The organism is Pseudarthrobacter sp. lyk4-40-TYG-27 (assembly GCF_030209295.1).
GTDB lineage: Bacteria > Actinomycetota > Actinomycetes > Actinomycetales > Micrococcaceae > Arthrobacter.
The window spans coordinates 331,662-351,132 of the sequence record NZ_JARVSH010000006.1; the positions used below are offsets into that span (position 1 = coordinate 331,662).

Annotated in this window: 17 protein-coding genes; 9 read left to right on the forward strand and 8 right to left on the reverse strand. The window is 59.1% G+C overall.

The features are described 5' to 3' along the window. Nucleotides 1-55: 55 nt before the first annotated feature. The 4 genes from QRM96_RS13330 to QRM96_RS13345 all read right to left on the reverse strand — a co-directional run bounded on the left by QRM96_RS13330 (nt 56) and on the right by QRM96_RS13345 (nt 3,624). A complete protein-coding gene (locus QRM96_RS13330; protein ID WP_285319948.1) occupies nt 56-997 on the reverse strand; it encodes a type II secretion system F family protein in 942 nt (313 codons plus the stop codon). After that, on the reverse strand, nt 994-1,851 hold the full coding sequence (locus tag QRM96_RS13335) for a type II secretion system F family protein (RefSeq protein WP_285319949.1): 858 nt from the start codon (nt 1,849-1,851) through the stop codon (nt 994-996). The genes QRM96_RS13330 and QRM96_RS13335 overlap by 4 nt, the downstream gene beginning before the upstream one ends. Further along, nucleotides 1,848-3,071 carry a TadA family conjugal transfer-associated ATPase gene (locus QRM96_RS13340; RefSeq protein ID WP_285320040.1) on the reverse strand — a complete coding sequence of 408 codons (1,224 nt, stop codon included), beginning with the start codon at nt 3,069-3,071 and terminating at the stop codon, nt 1,848-1,850. The genes QRM96_RS13335 and QRM96_RS13340 overlap by 4 nt, the downstream gene beginning before the upstream one ends. Before the next feature lie 193 nt (nt 3,072-3,264). After that, nucleotides 3,265-3,624, reverse strand: a complete 360-nt coding sequence (locus QRM96_RS13345) for an acyltransferase family protein (RefSeq protein WP_285319950.1) — start codon at nt 3,622-3,624, stop codon at nt 3,265-3,267. Nucleotides 3,625-4,484: 860 nt separating this feature from the next. Here QRM96_RS13345 and QRM96_RS13350 point away from each other — a divergent pair. Beyond that, on the forward strand, nt 4,485-6,545 hold the full coding sequence (locus QRM96_RS13350) for a lysozyme (RefSeq protein WP_502934891.1): 2,061 nt from the start codon (nt 4,485-4,487) through the stop codon (nt 6,543-6,545). Nucleotides 6,546-6,606: 61 nt separating this feature from the next. Here QRM96_RS13350 and rfbA read toward each other — a convergent pair whose 3' ends face one another. Further along, nucleotides 6,607-7,473, reverse strand: a complete 867-nt coding sequence (gene rfbA, locus QRM96_RS13355) for a glucose-1-phosphate thymidylyltransferase RfbA (protein ID WP_285319952.1) — start codon at nt 7,471-7,473, stop codon at nt 6,607-6,609. A 56-nt stretch (nt 7,474-7,529) separates the two neighbouring features. On the opposite strand from rfbA, the gene rfbB reads away from it, so the two are divergent. From rfbB to QRM96_RS13375, 4 genes are read left to right on the forward strand one after another with little or no spacing between them, the layout of a single operon-like run. Continuing rightward, nucleotides 7,530-8,528 carry a dTDP-glucose 4,6-dehydratase gene (rfbB, locus tag QRM96_RS13360; RefSeq protein WP_285319953.1) on the forward strand — a complete coding sequence of 333 codons (999 nt, stop codon included), beginning with the start codon at nt 7,530-7,532 and terminating at the stop codon, nt 8,526-8,528. Nucleotides 8,529-8,531: 3 nt separating this feature from the next. Further along, entirely contained in the window at nt 8,532-9,956 is a 1,425-nt protein-coding gene (locus QRM96_RS13365; RefSeq protein ID WP_285319954.1) for a sugar nucleotide-binding protein, read from the forward strand. Then, nucleotides 9,953-10,684 (forward strand): glycosyltransferase family 2 protein, encoded by a 732-nt coding sequence (locus QRM96_RS13370; protein ID WP_056085032.1) that lies wholly within the window; start codon nt 9,953-9,955, stop codon nt 10,682-10,684. The genes QRM96_RS13365 and QRM96_RS13370 overlap by 4 nt, the downstream gene beginning before the upstream one ends. Nucleotides 10,685-10,692: 8 nt before the next feature. Further along, a complete protein-coding gene (locus QRM96_RS13375; protein ID WP_285319955.1) occupies nt 10,693-11,103 on the forward strand; it encodes a DUF2304 domain-containing protein in 411 nt (136 codons plus the stop codon). Between the two features lie 54 nt (nt 11,104-11,157). Here the strand turns inward: QRM96_RS13375 and QRM96_RS13380 are convergent, their stop codons facing one another. Then, entirely contained in the window at nt 11,158-12,039 is an 882-nt protein-coding gene (locus QRM96_RS13380) for a glycosyltransferase family 2 protein (protein WP_285319956.1), read from the reverse strand. A 244-nt stretch (nt 12,040-12,283) separates the two neighbouring features. Between QRM96_RS13380 and QRM96_RS13385 the strand changes: the two genes are divergently transcribed. The 3 genes from QRM96_RS13385 to QRM96_RS13395 are packed head-to-tail and all read left to right on the forward strand — an operon-like array spanning nt 12,284 to nt 14,987. Continuing rightward, the gene (locus QRM96_RS13385) at nt 12,284-13,213 is read left to right on the forward strand and encodes a glycosyltransferase (RefSeq protein WP_285319957.1); all 930 of its coding nucleotides are present in this window, start codon (nt 12,284-12,286) and stop codon (nt 13,211-13,213) included. Continuing rightward, nucleotides 13,210-13,953 (forward strand): glycosyltransferase, encoded by a 744-nt coding sequence (locus tag QRM96_RS13390; protein WP_285319958.1) that lies wholly within the window; start codon nt 13,210-13,212, stop codon nt 13,951-13,953. Before QRM96_RS13385 ends, QRM96_RS13390 begins: the two co-directional genes overlap by 4 nt. Next, complete coding sequence (locus QRM96_RS13395) at nt 13,950-14,987, forward strand: glycosyltransferase (protein ID WP_285319959.1); 1,038 nt, start codon at nt 13,950-13,952, stop codon at nt 14,985-14,987. Before QRM96_RS13390 ends, QRM96_RS13395 begins: the two co-directional genes overlap by 4 nt. 145 nt (nt 14,988-15,132) lie before the next feature. Here the strand turns inward: QRM96_RS13395 and QRM96_RS13400 are convergent, their stop codons facing one another. Beyond that, on the reverse strand, nt 15,133-16,053 hold the full coding sequence (locus QRM96_RS13400) for a glycosyltransferase family 2 protein (protein WP_285319960.1): 921 nt from the start codon (nt 16,051-16,053) through the stop codon (nt 15,133-15,135). A 147-nt stretch (nt 16,054-16,200) separates the two neighbouring features. Between QRM96_RS13400 and QRM96_RS13405 the strand changes: the two genes are divergently transcribed. Continuing rightward, the gene (locus QRM96_RS13405) at nt 16,201-17,421 is read left to right on the forward strand and encodes a polysaccharide biosynthesis C-terminal domain-containing protein (protein WP_285319961.1); all 1,221 of its coding nucleotides are present in this window, start codon (nt 16,201-16,203) and stop codon (nt 17,419-17,421) included. Between the two features lie 428 nt (nt 17,422-17,849). Here the strand turns inward: QRM96_RS13405 and QRM96_RS13410 are convergent, their stop codons facing one another. Beyond that, nucleotides 17,850-19,208, reverse strand: a complete 1,359-nt coding sequence (locus tag QRM96_RS13410) for a hypothetical protein (protein WP_285319962.1) — start codon at nt 19,206-19,208, stop codon at nt 17,850-17,852. Nucleotides 19,209-19,471: the final 263 nt, after the last annotated feature.

Sequence of the window (19,471 nt, forward strand, 5' to 3'; positions counted from 1 at the left end):
GATGAATACGGTGTCCTTGCACGAGCTGCTTTACGACAAGTGGCCGCCCACAGCTTCAGAAGCCCAAATTGATCGCTGCTATGCCCGGGAATACGGCGAAGACCACGGTCAGCGGGAGTATCCCGAAGACCAACGGCACCATCATTGCTATTTCTTTCCTGCCCGCTGCCTCCATGAGGTCCCGCTTGGCCGAATCACGAACATCCTGGGCTTGGGCCCGGAGCACTTCCGCAAGGGGTGTTCCCCTGTCCACCGCAACGATGATTCCGTCAACGAACCTGACCAAGGGCGCCAGGTCAGTACGTCCGGAAAACTCCTCCAAGGCAAGGATGAGCGGCTTCCCTGCCCGCGTCTCCGCGAGGATCTTCGCAAACTCCTTTGACAGTTCCCCGTGGGCGCTCCTGCACACCCGGTCCAGTGCACCCGTCGCGCTTTCCCCCGCGCTGACAGCCAAGGCCATCAGCTCCGCCAGGCTGGGGAATTCGGCCATCATGCGCGCCTCCCGGCGTCGCACCTGGGCGCCCAGCCAGTAGTCCCGCAAAACAAAACCTGCCGCCGCGCTGCCAATGATTGCGGCCACTGCAAAGATCGGGCTGAACCTTCCTGCGGCGGCTCCCAAAAGTACGACCGTCACGGCGATGGCAAAACCGGCCGCTGCCCAAAGCAGTTGTTCCGCACGGAAGTCAATGGGTGACTTGCCGATTCCCGCTTGGGCCAGCCGCCGCTCCGTTGCTCCCGGTGATGGGTTTAGCCGGGCCAATGCGGAAAGCCAGTCGCGTATGACCGGACGGAAAATCCGCTCCAGCGGGCCGAATGGTGTCAGATTTGGATCGCCCGTGCTCAGGAGCCGCGACTCCAGGTTCTGCGACTTGAGTTGGGGCTCGATCCGCTCAGCGAGCGTCATGGCACGCATCGGCGGGGACCTGAAGATCACAAGCCACAAGCCGAGGCCAAGGCCGATTCCGCAGACAACGGCGGCGGCCGGGACGGCCATCATCGGAGCACCCTTTCATCCTGGGGCAGCGCGCCGATCTTCAACATGATGGTGTAGCAAATGAGCGAGACCACCAGGCCCCCAAGCAGGACTGCAGCGCCCAGGGGTGTGTTGTACGCCTGGATTGCTTCCGGTCTGGTTGCCAGCAGCACCAGTACAATCCACGGTGCGGCGACAGCAAGCCGGGCCGCGTTGATCGTCCAGGATTGCCGCGCTTCCAGCTCACTGCGCGTGCGGGCGTTTTCACGAAGGAACTCTCCCAGGGTGCCGAGCAGCCGCCCCAGATCCGAGCCGCCCACTTCACGGGTGAGGCGCAATGCTTCCACAATGCGGTCTGCGACGGGGTCGGCAAGCCGGTGTTTCAGTTTATTCAGGGAGCCGTCGAATTGGCCGCCGGCCCGGTAATCGGCTCCGAAATCGCGGAACAGGGGCCGGAGTTCCTCGGGCCCTTTGTCGCCGAGTTGAATGAGGGCCTCAGGCAGCGGGAGGCCGGCGCGGATTGCCGAGCGAAGGTGATCAACGACGTCTGGCCAGAGCTGGCGGAGCAACGCTGACCTTTTTCGTGCCCGCCAGCGAAGCAGCGTGACAGGCAGCCACGATCCGAAGAGGCCGAAGCAGCCGGCAATCGGCCATGAACGACTGAGCGCGAAGAAGACAAGGGCAATGAACAGCCCCAGACCAAAGCAGGTCCCGACCAGGCCACGGGCCGAAACTTTCTCCACGCCCGCCGCAACGAGCAGGTCGCTGATACGTCCTGGCTTCCGCTCCCGGCGTCCGGCATCAGGAGTCTCCCAGCAGGACCACCAGATGAGGTAGAACCCCACCCCGGCCGCAGCTCCCACCATCGCTGAAATCATCGTGCGTCCAACAGAGCGGCGACGTCGTATCCCGCCCGGGAGAACTTTTCCGGGGCCGGCATCGCGTTTGCCCTGGGCTGAAGGACGCCGCCCTCCAGGGCGAAGACGAGGGACGATTCAATGATTCCGTTCTCCACCCGGCGCCCCAGAGAGAGGATTTGGGTGACCTGCCGCCGACCGTCGGCTTGCCTGCTGCAGTGCACGACAAGATCGATGCACGATGCGACGGTGGGAACTACAAATGCGCTGGAGATGTTCTCTCCGGCCAGCAACGGCAGCGTGCAAATCTTCGTGACGGCGTCGTGGGCAGAGTTTGCGTGGACGGTACACATTCCCGGAAGGCCGCTGTTTAGTGCAATCAGCATGTCGAGGCTTTCGGCTTCCCGGACCTCCCCCACCACCAGTCGGTCTGGCCTCATCCGCAGCGCTTCCTTGACCAGGCGCCGGAGCGGGATCTCGCCTTCACCCTCCAGGTTGGGTTGCCGGCACTGGAGGCCCACGACGTCGCGCAGCGGGAACTGGAGTTCGAAGATTTCTTCAACCGTGATCACGCGTTCCCGGCTTCCAATACTGGCCGCAAGGCAGTTCAGCATGGTCGTCTTGCCGGCCTGTGTTGCGCCGGAGACCAAGATGTTCAGGCCGCTGGCAACCGCCGCCCCGAGGAACCGCGCGGATTGGTGAGTCAGCGTTCCGAGCTCAACCAGGTGCTCGAGGCGGCTCGCCTTCACCACGAATTTTCGGATGTTGACCGCCCAGTGGCGGCGCGTGACGTCCGGGATGACCACATGGAGCCTGGACCCGTCAGGCAGGGCAGCGTCGACGAAAGGCGAGGACATATCCAGCCGCCTGCCGGAGCTTTTCAGCATGCGCTCCACGAGATCACGCACCTGCTGCTCCGTCAGGCTCAGTGATGTCAGTTCCGACTCGCCGTTGCGCGCTACAAAGATCTCGTTTGGCGCGTTTAGCCAAACCTCTTCTATCGAAGGATCGTCGAGCAGCGGCTGGAGTACACCGAACCCTGCCACAGCGTCGAACAGGAATCTTCGCGCTGCGTCCAGCGGGCCGATGGGAGGAAGCGGGCCCATCAGTGCCCGTTCGTCGTAATCGGTGACCGCGGCCTCCACCAGGCGCCGGACCTCACCCGCTTGCTTGAGCGGATCCAACCCACGGCGGCGGATCAGTTCGCGGACCTCGTCCTCGACTATTCCCAGCGCGTCCATATGTTCCCCCATACAAATGCCGCCTCCGTCGGAGGCACTGCGACTGGCTTACAGCCTAGGGAGAGTACACCACGCTGCCAAGTCATAAGGGCAGGTCTGTGGAAAACGGCGTCAAGCTGTCGGTTGCATGCCCTGCTATTCGGATTCTGCCGGTGTGGTCCGCTCCGAGAACTACCGCACGGCTGGTCCAAATCTAATTCTGTTGAGTTCCGACAACCGAGGCGCTCGGGGTGGTCTTGGAGGACCCAACCCTGAGCCTGGATTTCCAGTGTAATGCTGGCGCCTCAACAAAACGGAAACTTAGCCAAGCCAACGTAAGCGTCAAAATGAGGCTCAGCATAATGTAAGGCCCGAGGGGAAGATCCGGCCATCCCAGTTCCAGAAGATTTTGCACTGGCACTCCGTAAATATAGACCCCATTAGAAAGATCAGATTTTGCGCCGATGGACTGGAACGGAAGGACAGATCCTAAAGTCATGATGATTACCGCCACCGGAAGCGGCACCAACGAAGCGGCGTTCCCGGAAAACAACGCCAGGGCAAGAACACTCACGGCAGGTCGGCTCCCTAACGTGCTTCCTATTTTTCACCGAAACATCGATCCGCCCAGCCAGTGGAGCGCCACCAGCGTGTCCCAGCCACTTTCGGGCGCGGAGCACGGCACCTCCGGCGGCTCCTTCCATCGTCTGTGTTTTGGGCAAGAACCCACGTGTTACGACGACCGTATCGGCAGGGTCTCGGATCCTGGGGTATTTCGACAAGGTCGAAGAAGAGTCCTCCTCTGCTAATACACAGATGCTGGCTGCGACTAAGCAAGGAAGCGGCCCCACAAGAGCCGCCTGAGCGATCGCCGAAATAAGCCACACCTATCTCATCCGTATCGCTGGTCGCAGGAGTAACACGAGTGCTAAGGTGAGCGCGTTGTCTAACGAAATACAACTATCAGGTGCCTTCCTGGGGGAAATCACCTGAGCAGTATCCAAAGGGGCGCTTGGGGAGCGCCGCCAAGTCTCCGGAGCAAATATGAAGCGGAACCTGTCTCAGTCCCGTCGACCAGTCCTGAAATCACTCGGGCTGATCGTCCTCGTCTGCTCCTTGCTGGGAAGCCCGGGCGTTGGCGGCGTCGCCTTCGCAATCGATTCCGGCCAGTCGCCCTCACCCTCCCCTTCCGTTCACCCGGAACCCGCGCAAGCCCTGCCGTCATCGTCCGCGTCCCCAACTTCGTCCGTCGCGACCCCTTTGGCCCCATTACCCGCGACACCTACGCCATCACCAACAGCTGCCCAAACAATGGCTGAAGCCATTGGCAAGGGCGCCGAAATGGGCCAGCGGTCTGCCCGTGTCACAGCGTCCTCAAACACTGCGGCCGTCAAACAGCTAAGTGCGGAATTTCTTGGCTCTGAAGGCACATGGATGCCAACTTTTGGCGTAAAAGGACTCGACGTCAGCGGCTACCAGACCAACGTTGATTGGCAACAGCAGTGGAACATGGGCGCAAGATTCGCTTATGTAAAGGCGTCCGAAGGCAACTACTTCACCAATGACCTTTTCAGCTCTCAGTACCAAGGTGCACGGAGCGTCGGCATGATCCGCGGCGCGTACCACTTCGCGATCCCCAACTGGTCTTCCGGAGCAGACCAAGCGCGCTACTTCGTGCAAAACGGCGGGGGCTGGTCGCCCGATGGATACACCATGCCGCCCGTGCTTGATTTCGAATTCAATCCCTACGAAGGCAGGACCATCAACGGCTTCTACTTCGGCAACACTTGCTACAACATGTCAGCAGGGCAGCTGGCCTCTTGGGTTCAGGACTTCGGCAACACCGTGAGGGCATTGACGGGCAGGCTGCCTGTCATATACACCAATACAAGCTGGTGGAATCAATGTCTTGGCAACCCATCCGGGTTTGGAGACTATCCGCTCTGGGTCGCCGCTTACCCCTCATCAGCGACTGATTACGCCGGAGCGCTGCCATCAGCGAGCTGGAGTGGGTACAGCATCTGGCAGTTCAGCAGCACCGGGCCATTCGCGGGCGACTCCAACGTCTGGAATGGCGATTATCCGTCGTTGCAGCGCTTCGCTGGGGCTGCACTCCCGACAGGTAGTTTTGACGATCTGGCAGTTACTGGGAGTGGCACACAGTTTTCTCTCCGAGCTCGGGGGTGGTCAGTCGACCTCGCTAATGCGGCTGTCTCCAACCAGACTCACGTCTATGTAACCGGACCGGATGGGACCACGACGGGGTACCCGTGGGTAGCGAATACGTCCAGACCTGACGTCGACCAGGCTCTGGGTTACGGGCCCTCACATGGGTTTGATGGTTCCATACCGATCTCTCGATCAGGAACGTACTCCGCGTGCGCCTACTCGATCGGTTACTACGGAAACACGCCCCTTGGCTGTAAGAGTGTGACCGCTACGGGAATTGGCGTGCCGACGGGCAGTCTCGACAGTTTGAGTCAGATCCGAACAGTGGACAAGGTGACCCTTCGGCTCAGGGGATGGGCGGTGGACCAAGCCAACCCCGGAATTTCCACCTACGCCGATACCTATGTCACGGCTCCCGATGGAACGACCACCGGATACCGAATGACCGCAAATACCCCACGACCAGACGTGGACGCCGCAACGGGCTTGGGATCCAATCATGGTTTCGACTATCAAATACCTGCAACCGCTCCCGGCGCGTACAAGGCTTGTACCTATGCGATAGGTCAAAATGCAAACATTCCGTTGGGCTGCCAAACCCTGAATATCGGGGCGAATCCATCGCCTATTGGCAGCTACGACACACTCTCCCTCACGCTGGCTCCAAATTCGGCGACGCTACAGGTTAGAGGCTGGACTCTGGACCCAACACAGCCAGGCACGAGCAATCCCGTTAGCGTTTACATCGCGTCGAAAGACGGTTCGCTTATCACCAACCCAACACCAACAATCCTCACTGCTAACCTCCAGCGGCCAGACGTAAACTCGGCTCTAGGGACCATTGGTGACCATGGGTTTCAGGCATCACTTCCAATTTCATCGACGGGTAGTTACTCGGTTTGCGCACGCGCGACTGGAGTGGCGCCAGTCTCGAACGGGCCCACCCTTCTTGGGTGCAAGAGCATTTCGGTTAGCACGACTCCAGCTACAACGGGCTTCCTTGATAGCGCAGGAGTTCAGATCTCAGGCGGCCAGGCTTCCGTAGTAACCCAAGGCTGGACTTTGGATCCGGCGCTGCCCGCGATCTCTAATCCCGTTCACGTCTACATAACTTTCCCGGACGGCAGTACGAAAGGCTATCCGTTCACCGCGAACCTGAAGCGTGCGGACGTTAATAGTGCCCTCCAAACAACCGGTGATCACGGATATTCAACCTCCGTACCGATTACTGCTCGGGGTCAGTACCGGGTCTGTTCCTACGGCGTAGCAGTCTCAATTTTCAGCGCCTACAACGCACAGTTGGGCTGCCGTACGCTAACGTACTGACACCAAAAGTATGAGGGGGTTGAAGCCGTGGCTTCAACCCCCTCATCGGTTTAAATGTGGCCTACTGTTCCGCCAGCAACTCAAGCAAGTAAGAGCCATATCCGCTTTTTACGAGAGGCTCCGCCCGTTCGCGAAGTTCGTCGTCGGTCAAGAAGCCCAGCCTCCACGAAATTTCCTCTGGAGCTCCAATCTTCAAGCCTTGCCGATTTTCGACTGTTCGAATGAAATTCGACGCATCATTGAGGTCATTGAAAGTCCCAGTATCAAGCCACGCTGTTCCGCGTGGAAGTATCTCCACCTGGAGCTTCCCTGCGTCCAGATAGACTCGGTTTACGTCGGTAATTTCCAGCTCACCACGTGCAGACGGCTTCAGGTTCTTTGCGATGTCCACCACGTTGTTGTCGTAGAAGTACAGCCCGGGCACCGCGTAGTGGCTCTTCGGTGCAGCTGGCTTTTCTTCCAGCGACAGTGCCTTGCCCTGTTCATCGAACTCGACCACGCCATAGGCCGACGGATCCTTGACCCAGTACCCGAAGACTGCACCGCCGTCGATGGTCTTAAACCGGCGCAGCTGGGTACCCATGCCCTGGCCGTAGAAGATGTTGTCGCCCAGCACAAGAGCCACACTGTCGTCGCCGATGTGCTCTGCGCCGAGGACAAAGGCCTGGGCCAGGCCGTCCGGCGAGGGCTGCTGCTTGTAGGTGATGGAGACGCCGAAACGGGAGCCATCCCCGAGAAGCCGCTCGAACTGTTCGGCGTCATGCGGGGTGGTGATAATCAGAATGTCCCGGATCCCGGCAAGGATGAGGGTCGACAGCGGGTAGTAGATCATCGGCTTGTCATAGACAGGGACCAACTGCTTGCTGACACCCAGTGTGATGGGGTGAAGCCTTGAGCCGGTTCCGCCGGCAAGTATTATTCCGCGCATGCCCCCCATCTTTCCCTTCGCTAAGTGCAGCAGCAAATCCGGTACCCTTGGAAATTATGCAGCGACTTCTTGTGACCGGCGGAGCCGGCTTCATTGGCTCAAACTTTGTCCACTATGTCTTGGAAAACACTGATGACCACGTCACTGTTCTGGACAAGCTGACCTATGCCGGCAATCTCGAATCGCTGCGCGGCCTGCCCGAGGACCGCTTCACCTTCGTTGAGGGTGACATCGCCGACGCCGGCATCGTGGACGGCCTGGTCGCAGGCACCGACGTCGTGGTCCACTACGCCGCCGAATCGCACAACGACAACTCCCTGCACGACCCCCGCCCCTTCCTGGATACCAACATCATCGGCACCTACACGCTGATCGAAGCGGCCCGGAAGCACGGCAAGCGCTTCCACCACATCTCCACCGACGAGGTCTACGGCGACCTCGAACTGGACGATCCCGAGCGGTTCACCGAGCAGACCCCCTACAACCCCTCCAGCCCGTATTCCTCTACCAAGGCCGGTTCGGACCTCCTGGTCCGCGCCTGGGTGCGTTCCTTCGGCCTCCAGGCAACCATCAGCAATTGCTCGAACAACTATGGCCCGTACCAGCACGTAGAAAAGTTCATTCCGAGGCAGATCACCAACGTGATCGACGGCGTCCGTCCCAAGCTCTACGGCAAGGGCGAAAACGTCCGCGACTGGATTCACGCCAATGACCACTCCTCCGCGGTCCTGGCCATCATCGCCAAGGGAACCATCGGGGAAACGTACCTGATCGGTGCCGACGGCGAGAAGAACAACAAGGACGTCGTTGAACTGATCCTCAAGCACATGGGCCTGGCCCCGGACGCGTACGACCATGTAGTGGACCGTCCCGGCCACGACCTGCGGTACGCCATCGACTCCACCAAACTCCGCAACGAACTTGGCTGGGAACCCCAGTTCTCCAACTTCGACGCCGGCATCGAAGACACCATCGACTGGTACCGCAACAACGAACAGTGGTGGCGCCCGCAAAAAGCCGCCACCGAAGCCAAATACAAGGAACAGGGCCAGTAGTCCATGTCTCTGGAGTTCTCGAAAAAGCTTTCCGGCCACACAACCCCCATTCCCGGCGTCGTTCTCTACGACCTCCCCGTCCACGGCGACAACCGCGGTTGGTTCAAGGAAAACTGGCAGCGGGAAAAAATGGTTGCCCTGGGACTGCCGGACTTCCGGCCGGTCCAGAACAACATCTCTTTCAACGAAAAAGCCGGAACCACCCGAGGCATCCATGCCGAACCGTGGGACAAGTTCATCTCCGTTGCCACGGGGCGAATCTTCGGGGCTTGGGTTGACCTGCGTGAAGGGCCCTCGTTCGGCGCTGTCTTCACCGCTGAGCTGGACCCCAGCCAGGCGATCTTCATTCCGCGCGGAGTCGGCAATGCCTTCCAGACCCTCGAGGACAACACGGCCTACACCTACCTGGTCAACGACCACTGGTCCGCCGATGCCCAGGGGCAGTATACCTTCTTGAACCTGGCTGACGAAGCCGCTGCCATTTCCTGGCCGATCCCGCTGGACCAGGCCGAACTCTCCGACAAGGACAAAGCCCACCCGCGGATGGCAGACGTCGCCCCGATGCCGGCCAAGAAGATCCTCGTCGTTGGCGCCGACGGCCAGCTGGGCAAGGCACTGCGCGAACAGTACGACGGCGACGCAAGGGTCGAGTTCGCCGGCCGCGGTGAGTTCGACCTCGCCCGGGAGGATTCCTTCAAGAACCGGAACTGGAAGAACTACTCCGCCATCATCAACGCCGCGGCCTACACCGCTGTGGACGCTGCCGAATCCGAGGAAGGCCGGGCTGCCGCCTGGGCCATCAACGTGAGAGCCGTGGCCGACCTGGCGCGCACCGCCGTCGAGCATGACCTCACGCTGGTCCACGTCTCGTCCGACTACGTTTTTGACGGGAGCCGAGACAACCACGACGAGGACGAACCCCTCACCCCCCTGGGTGTTTACGGCCAAACCAAGGCTGCAGGCGAGGCGGTGGCAGGTGTCGTTCCCCGCCACTACATCGTGCGTACAAGCTGGGTTATCGGTGAAGGCAACAACTTTGTCCGAACTATGGCCAGCCTCGCTGGGCGGGGGATCAAGCCGGCGGTGGTCAACGACCAGACCGGCCGCCTGACCTTCACCCAGGACATCGCAGCTTTCATCAGCCACCTGCTGACCACCGAAGCCACCTACGGTACCTACAACTTCAGCAACGCCGGACCCGTAAAAAGCTGGGCCGACATAGCGGCGGACGTCTACGAACAGGCCGGCGCCCCCAGGACTGATGTCACTGGAATCACCACTGCTGAATACTTCAAGGAAAAGGCCGCCGCTCCGCGACCGCTCAACAGTGCCCTGAACCTGGCGAAGGCATACTCCACGGGTTTTGATGTCGCCGATGCCGATGAGCGGCTGACTGCTTACCTAAAGGCGGAAAACGATAAAGCATGACTCCCGCAGAGCAAGCCCACCGCACCCTGGTGATCATGCCGGCCTGGAACGAGTCGGAGGCCATCGGCGGCACCATCCGGGAAGTGTTCGAGTTCGGCCCTGACTGCAGCGTCCTCGTCGTGGACGACGGCTCACGCGATAACACTGCCCAGGTTGCCCGCGACGCCGGCGCGCTGGTGGTGCAGCTCCCGTTCAACATGGGGGTGGGCGGAGCCATGAGGACCGGCTTCAAGTACGCAAAAATGCACGGCTACACCCGGGTTATCCAGGTGGACTCCGACGGCCAGCATGATCCTCGTGATATCAAGGCCGTCCTCGACGGCCTGCAGGAAGCGGACATCGTCATCGGGGCCAGGTTCGCGGACAAGGGCACGTACACCGTCAGGGGGCCCCGCAAGTGGGCCATGAACGTCCTGGCCTGGACCATCTCTCGGATTGCGGGCACCCGGCTCACCGATGTCACGTCCGGTTTCCGCGCTGCCAATGCCAAGGCCATCCGCCAGTACGTGGACCACTACCCCGCCGAATACCTAGGTGACACCATCGATTCCCTGGTCGTCGCCATCCGCTCGGGATGCACCGTTCGCCAAGTGGGCGTCTCAATGCGCGAACGGCAGGGCGGGACCCCAAGCCACGACCCCGTCAAGGCCGCCATCTACCTGGGCCGGTCAGCCTTTGCCCTCCTCTTTGCGTTGACGCGCAAGAAGAACGAACCGTCGTCCAACTAGGAGTTTCCATGGCCACCCTCGTTGGCTTCATCTTTGTGCTGGTCATTCTGCTGATCATTTTCGAAATGCTGCGCCGCCGCCACCTGCGCGAAAAGTACGCCGTCATCTGGATCATCATCGGGATTGGCGTCCTGGTGCTGGTGGCCTTTCCGCAGCTTCTCTTCTGGTCCAGCGGAGTGCTCGGCGTGAAGGTGCCATCAAACCTCCTGTTCGCCATGGCGATCGTACTGCTGGTGTCCGTTTGCCTGCACCTCTCCTTCGAACAGTCCCAGGCGGAAGACGAAGTCCGCGTCCTGGCGGAGGAAGTGAGTATCCTTCGACTCAAAGTCCTTCAGCTGGAAGAGAGCCTGGTGCAGGGTGACACAGCCGCCAGCAACGGGACGCACCCGGAAACGCTCCCACCCGAACCAACGTCCTAACGAAAAAGATGGCTGCCCCCAGGATCCGGGGCAGCCACCTTTTTATGCAGTCCGCTAGGAAACCACGTGCTTCAGCAGCCTGGGCAGCGAATCGGTTTTCCCGATCATCAGTGAGCGGGCAACCAGGGTGGCTGCATTCAACCGCGACGTCGTGTGGAAGGCTGCAGCCCGGGCGGTTCCGTTCCAGCCAAGTACCCGGAAACGCCGTGCCTGTCCTTCGAAGTACGCGCGCTCTTCATCGAACCGGCGCCCGTCAAGTGCCTTGACCGACGAGTCCGATGCGGAGTGCCGGCGGTAGAGGAACGCGAGCGTCGGGTCGACCACCATGGAGCCGCCTTCGGCTGCAATATCCAACAGCAGCGCAAGGTCCTGCACCACGTGCAAACCCTCCGTGAAGCCGATACGGCGGATAACATCCGTGCGCCATGCCAGGGACGGGAAGTACGCCCAGTCGGCCCGGACAAGGCTGGTGGCCATCTTTTCGCCCTGCAGGAGGACTGTGGACTTGGTGGAGGGTGCGTATACCTTCTTGACGATGTCCACCAGCGGGGAGCATGCACGCCCCTGCTCATCGATAACCTGAACACCGGGCTGGACAACGCTGGCTTCCGGGTAAGTTTCAAATGCCCTGGAGACCACGTCGAGATAGTTCGGCAGCATGATGTCGTCCGCGCCCATGACAACGACGATCGGAGCCTCTGCCAGCTCCAGCGCCTTGCGGTAGTTACCGTTGGCGCCAAGGTTTTGCTCGTTCTTCTGATATGTGACCCGCGGGTCCGACATAGATTCAAACCAGCGCTGAGGTTCCGGGCTGGGGTACCCATCGTCGACCACGATGAGACGCCACTCCTCGTACTGCTGGCTCATGACGCTCTGGGCCGCAAGTTTCATCAGGTCGACGTCGCCGTAATAGGGAAGCAATACATCAATGGCCATGTGCCAGGAAGGTCCTTTTCTTGAATATACACAGTGTTGGATCTGTCGGCCCGGAAATGAGCACCCCCACAATGCTACCGTGTCACCCTGTCCAGTGATCCTCAAGCTGCCCGTACGAAGACCCTCACCGGCTCGGACAGAATGGAGGGCTCTGCCCGCCAACGATAGACTGAAGCCTGCTGTCTGACAGTTCCCTGACGCATAGGAACGGTCTATTCGGGTTAGCGAGAAGGAACAAAACGACGTGACGCACCAGAGTGACCCGCGTGTGGTGGCTGTTATCTCAGCCTTCAACCCTCCCCAAGATCTTCCGGAGAGGGTAGAAAACCTCAATAAGCAAGTCGTCCACACGTTTGTGGTCGACGACGGCTCTGATGTCGGACGCAACGACGGGGTGTTGAGGAACCTTGAAGACATGGGGTGCACAGTTTTGCGAATGCCGGAAAACGTCGGGATTGCTGCAGCACTCAATGCAGGCATTGACCAAGCCTTTCGGGCCTGGTCCCCGGATTTCATTGTGACCCTGGACCAGGACTCCGCTTTGGACGAGGGCTACATCGCAACCGCCCTTGACACCTACACGGAAGCCCAGACCAGCGGGGTGGAAGTCGGACTTATCAGCGCCCAATCGCACAATGGAATTGACGTTCCGCTCCTTTCGAAACGGTCCCGCTTCCCGGAAGCATTCGATCCTTTGCAGTCGGGTGCCGTTGTACCTGTATCCACCTTTAGAAAGGTCGGGATGCTCGATGAGAGGCTCTTCATTGACTGCGTCGATTCTGAATTCAATCTCCGTGTAAGGTCCCACGGCCTCGCCACTTTGATCGGAGAGGGATGCAACATGACGCATGCCCTGGGCCAAGCTCAGCCGATGATGGTTTTCGGATGGCATGTCACACTCCTGGGAATAAAGCGGCATGTCCATTCTCACGCCCCTTTTCGGGTGTACTACATGACGCGCAACAGCATCTACCTCTGGCGGCAGTACGGTGCTCGGTTCCCCATCTGGCTCGTTCGCAGGCTTCGCTTCCAGATTGAAAGTGACGTCTTCAGGATGATCTACGGAGCCAACCGTAGAGGACAGTATCGGGCGTTTATCCGCGGTTGCTTCGATGGATGGCTTGGACGGCTGGGCAAGATAGATCCATCATTTCAACAGAGGATCACAGGATGAGCGCAACTGAAGCGGTTCGGGTTTCGGTGTGCATGGCAACGTACAACGGTCAGGAGTACGTTGCCGAACAAATTCGGTCCATCCTTGCGCAACTGTCGCCCGAGGACGAACTCATCGTCGTTGACGATGCCTCGAAAGATTCAACGCTCGACGTCGTCCGCGACCTTGGGGACCCACGCATCGTTCTCCTTCCAAGCGCGGAAAACCAAGGCTACGTTGCCAGCTTCGAGAAGGCAGTGTCCGCGAGCAGGGGCGAATACATTATGTTGTCTGACCAAGATGATGTGTGGCTGCCCGGGCGGGTGGATACTCTGGTCAGCGCCCTGCAGACCAAAGATTTCGCGGCGAGCAACTTCACCGTTTTTGGAAGCCCCGCCAACAGGTACCATCAAGTTCAGCTCAAAGAATCCGACAGCCGTCGGTGGGTGGCCAATTTGATAACCACATGGATAGGAATCCGACCTTACTACGGGTGCACCATGGCTTTCAGGTCCGCGGCCAAGAAACTCATCCTCCCGTTCCCGGATTTTCTAAGCGAAACTCACGACCAATGGATTGCTATCGTGGCGAACCTAAACCGGAACATGGTCCACGTTGCAGCGCCTACAGTCGCACGGCGCCTTCATGACGAAAACACGACTCCGAAGTCCCGCAGACCTGTTGCGGTCATTCTCCGGGCGAGAATCATGCTCCTGCGCGCCTTCTTCGTGGCCTTGACCCGAAGGACCGAAAACCGATGACATCACATAATCTCCCCATTCCGAGCCAATCCGGCGATGTCAGTTTCGAGGGAACCTTCGGCGTGGTCGCCCTGGCCGCATACCAGCCCGATGAGTCCATGTTCGCTCGCCAACTGCAGTCCATCCAGTCGCAGAGCCACTCGAATTTTTTCTGTCTCATCTCCGTGGATGGAGACCATCAGCGCGTGGCGGCCATGGTGCAGCGGGCCTGCGGCAATGACGACCGGTTCAGGGTTCTTGGATACGACGACCGGCTCGGCTTCCACCACAACTTCGAGCGGGCCCTCGAAGCCGTCCCGGAAGAAGCCCGATGGATTGCCCTCAGCGATCAGGACGACTATTGGTATCCCGAGAAATTGGCAACGCTCCTTCCGAAACTTGACGTTGCCGCCCTCGTTACCGGGCAGGCACGGGTGGTGCCGCCCCACATATCCGCCATCGGGCAGGATCCGTCAAACGGAAGCCTCACAGACAGGAGATCTGTCGGAGCTGCCGACCTTATCGCTAATAACCAAGTCACCGGGTCACTCTGTATTTTCCGGCGCGAAGTGCTTGAGCTGGCCCTGCCGTTCCCGTCGCTCGACGCGCCTTCGCAATACCACGATCACTGGATCGGACTTTGCGCTCTCGCCTGCGGGAGCATCAACATCCAAGACGTCGTGCTGCAGGACTACATCCAGCATGGCGGAAATGTCGTAGGCGAATCGCAACAGAGCTTGCCCACATCCATCCGCAACACCTTTCGATTCGTAAAGCGTTACGAAGGTAGCGTCTCACCACGAAGTGTTTGCAACATCATCTACAAGACTGGGCTTGGGTGGCGGACACTCATGGCGAGAACATTGTTGGAGCGGCTCGGTCCGACGGTTGACTCTAAGAGCCCGGAACTGAGGGATAGTCTCTTAATCTACGCTGTACCCAAGGCCGGCGCGCTCATAAGACTGGTAATCAAGGGGGTTCGCAACGGAAACGTTTCCTCCCTGCGCGCCCTTGAAATCTCGCTTGGCACAATTCTGCGTCGGGTATCTGTCTAGGGCGAGATGTTGCTGCCGCCCCTGCTGGTTGGCTGCCGCCGATTGCAGAGTGCCGCTCATATTCACCACTTCACGGACCCTCAGTGGATCAGCTGCGCCGGTCAGCGCCGGCCTGCACCCGCCCAACTGTGTTGACGGTGACGCCCTAACCCCTGCTGAGCTGATCGCGCCTTTCTGTTGACAATGTGCGCAGCAGATCACCTGGATAAAGCACAGCAGGCAGGCGGAACATGCCCTCGGTCAAGCCCTTGACCGTGCCAGACAACCAGAGTGCCTTGTTCTTTGCCACGGGGAACTGTCGGAATGCCAGCACAGCTAATTCTGCAAAACGAAAGATAGGCCTTTGCGTCAGCGACCAAGGGCGCGGATTTAGCCTCGTAAGCCACAACTGGTTCCGAAGGTAGTAGTACAGCCGCCATCCCATGTCTTTGACGCCCGCGTTGTTGGGATGTTTCATCCGGGCGCTAACAACGTGGATGCCAAAGGAAGACCGTGCCAGTCGCTTCGTGTATTCGACATCGTCAAACCAAATGAAGAAGTCCGCATATGGAAGGGGCATAGCCGCCGACAGCTTCAGATCGATTAGGACGCCTACGAAGGTGGTGTGTGACAGCGCAATGCCTCCCAGTTTCTGGGCAGCGAGTTGGGCAGATGCATCTGTTGAAACTGTGGGGAGGTTGCCGACCACCACAGCGCCTTCGGTGTCTTCCACTAAGGGCGCGGCGAAGCTCGGCCGTGGTTCGCTCTCCATGGCCTGGATCAAAGGAGCCAGCGCATCGTTGCGTGGCTCAGCATCATCATCCATCAACCATGCAAGGCTGTGCCCATGCTGCAGCGCCAGCTCGATGCCCCAAGCAAAGCCACCGGCCCCGCCGAGGTTCGAGCCGGTTTCGAAGAGGGTAATTCCCGGATGATGGGCGCGCACGTACTCAGCGCTGCCGTCGGTAGATCCATTTTCGATCACGATGATCTCATCCAGTGGGCGGGTCTGCTGCTCCAGAGCCGACAGGCACTTCTTCAGATAGTCCAGTCTGTTGAAGGACACAACTACGGCTGCTACGGACATGAACCATCCTGACTTTGCGGTGCGACTTACCATTACAGCTTAGTCGACCGGCGTGGGCTTGCCGGGCGACGGCCGTTGCGGGGCCTTAGGATTGAGGCTTTGGGTGCTTTCCTGGCACCCGGGGTACGAAAGGTTGGATTCAGCTTCGTGAAAGCAATCCTGGCCGCATTGTTCAGATTAGGAACCTTTGCGCTCACAGTGGGCGCCGGTACCGTCGTAGGGCTGCTGGCCATACCCGTCATCACCCGCGTCGTCGGCGCCGACGCTTGGGCCGTACAGGTCCTTGTGCAGACAGTTGCAACGCTTTTCGGTGTGGCAGTTGCATTCGGCTGGGGAACTGTTGGCCCAGGTATGGTCGCTGCCGCCGCCAAGGAGGACCGGCCTCAGCTTTTCCTTGATTCCCTCATTACCCGCTCCTATCTCCTGCTCATCACCGCGCCAGTAATGATGATCCTCATGGCTCTGCTTAGGCCCAAGGAAGCATTGTTTGTCTCAATCGCCACCGCCGCCTACCTCATGCCCTTCGTGGGAGCGGCTTGGTACTTCGTTGGTGAAGGGCGGGCAATGCGGTTGTTTCTTTTCGATGCGCTGCCTCAATTGCTCGGCACGGTCATAGGGGTCGGCATTTTGGTCTTGACTCGGGATTTCACCCTGCTGGTCGTCACCCAACTCATCTTCAATGTTGTCGCTGTGTGGGTCAGTTCGACAGTCATACTGCGCTCTGGCGAAGGTCTGAAGGCAAATTTTTCGCCCCGGAACTCCCTGCGTCAGATGGCACATCAACGCCATGGAGTTATTACGGCGGCGACGGGAAGCTTCTATGTCAACTTACCCATGTTGGCTGTGAATGCGATCATTCCTTCCCAACTCGCAAGCTACGCAATTGCTGACCGTCTTTTTCGGTTTGCCGTCACGGGATTCTCCCCCGTTCTACAGTTCGTCCAAGGTTGGATACCAGCCGCGGGTGCCGGTTCTACGAACCATCGAATAAACCGGGCGTCGCAACTAACCCCCTTACTGGGACTCGCTGGTGGTTCAGTCCTTGCTGCAGCCGGTCCCTGGGCCGCCCAAGTCCTCGTTCCGGGGACAAACAACTTCGGCTACAACTTAAGCATTCCAGTCGGCGTCAGTTTTGCCGCCGTTGCGATCTCGCAGGTGATCGGGCTTGCATGTCTGGTGCCCATAGGCAAAGCGCGGGAGCTTGCTGCATCAACACTGGTCGGGGCAGTCATTGGAACGCCTGTGATTGTCGTCGGCGCAATACTATTGGGGGTCCCCGGAGTGGTTTGGGGAATGGCGCTCTCCGAAGTTGTCGTCGCGGCATTCCAATGGCGCGTTCTCCGGCGATACCTCAAGTCGCAGCCTTAGTCGCCACACCTTATAAAAGGTAGACCTACAAGCTTTAAGCGCAATACCCAAACTGTGAGGTTGCGGCGGCTTGCTGCTGCTGGCGGAGAACCCCAACAAGGCAGTTGTCCCTTTGTCGGCAGGTGTCCCCTAGGACCGGTAGCCCGCATCCGGGATGCTGGATGGATGTGGCTTACTTCTCTTCTTACTTAGGGGTGAAGGGTCCACGTCGAGCGGCCGCTGCCGCCTGCTCTGCTAGCCAGGGACGCGTGCCCTCAGGATAGTCGAAGGCATCATCTACGGGTAGCGGTGCGGGTTCGCTTGGCAGGATGTGTCTGCCGGCGGCGGTCCGTGGCAATCTGCACGGAAGTGTCACCGCTTCTACTGCGGTACCGGAACGTGGGACAGCCCCGTGGGGGCAGTGCTGACGGCTAGGAAACACGCTTAGTTCACTGCCCCAGGAGCTCTTTACACGCGATATGCACTTTGTCCGCAAACCATCCCCGGGGCGCGATCTGAATCCCGGTAGTCCCCAAGGTCGGATTGGCGATACAAGCCTGTCTTCCTGCATTGACCTCCTCACTCCATACAGGCCCGTTCGTCCGGGAAACCACCGTGGGAAAGAAGAAGATGAGCTGTAACACAAGGAAAGAACCGAGGAGGAGTGAGGCTTTCGCCCGAGACTTCGTTATGAGTACGGCGCTGGCAAGTGGAAAGAGTGTCAAAAGGAACATAGAAGGAGCTGTGCTGTACCGGGAGATGAAGAAACCGTTCCAATCGGCTGCGTTAAAGGCAGCGTAGTCGAAGAAGGGCTGTGGGTTTACCACCTGAGTTGCTGCCCACGTTCCGAAGGATGCTACAACCATGGTGCCAGCCAAGAATCGCTGCGCCGGTTCACCTTTCCACATGATGAACGCAAACAGCACGACAAACGGAATCGCCGCAACGACTATCGGCAGCGCACCAAAAGCATGAACGTGACTTGTGACAGTAACGGAATCTCCGTAAAACAATGCGCTACTGCTATTTAGGAACCAACCTTCCAAGACAGAAAATAAATTTACAGGGTATCCAGAGGATGGGGACCGCGAATTCGTCAAAGTAACGAAAATCTGGCAGGCGAGCCCGAAAAACAAACCTATTTCCGCGTACCACCTTGATTTGTCCCGCCACCGGTAGAGGAATAGGGGCACAAACATCAGTGTCAGTATCTCGGTAAGTGCTACCACCAGCGAGGCAACAAGGAGGAATATCCCCTCCTTTCGGCTCTTCGCCGGCTTCAAGACTAACCATGGCGCAAGCCATAATAGGTACCAGTGGACGTTTGCAAAGTTGGCCAACGTTTCCACGGGCCCAGGTGCCACAAGGACAGGAATCGAGGCAAGACAAACTCGGATGGTTCTACTCGCGGAAAATGGCTTCGACAGTCGATAGACGAGGAGGCCCACGAGCGACACCACGATGCAGCTGAGAAAATTCATGGCCAACGCGTATAGGTTGATCGGAACAACGCTTACGACCAGGTTGGCAGCGAGCCGCGGAATAAGGTGCAGGTAGCCCTCATACGGCGCCAGTATTCCGCGCCATCCGCTGCCGCTAATAGCATCATTGAGGAACACGCCGCCGTCTTCTGCCCAGATACTTCTTTGCGCTTCCCACGGCATCCTGAAGAAGGCAATCAAGGCCCCGATCGAGACGATGGCGACATTGATTACCCAACGAATGATGCCTCGACTGCTATCTCCAACAAGCGTCCCGGGTCTCATGGCTGCGCTCTCCCAACGCAGGCCGGTTTGTGTCAACTTCATTGCCCCTAATCGTAGGTTTGTACTTGTTCCGAGCCATGATCCATCGAGAACCGATCTAACCTCAATCGGGCAGCATCAAAGACGTGCATTCGGCACCAACAGCCAGGCCAGCAAGACCAAGAACATACGAAGCCATCTTCCAGATCCGAAGTGCGAGGGCCGCGGAGGCAGGGCCCGCAGCGGAGGGTAAATGCGTATCAGGTAGATTTCCTGCTAGGCCGGCGTACATTTTCGTTGCTGGGATTCGACGACGACGCTAGGGC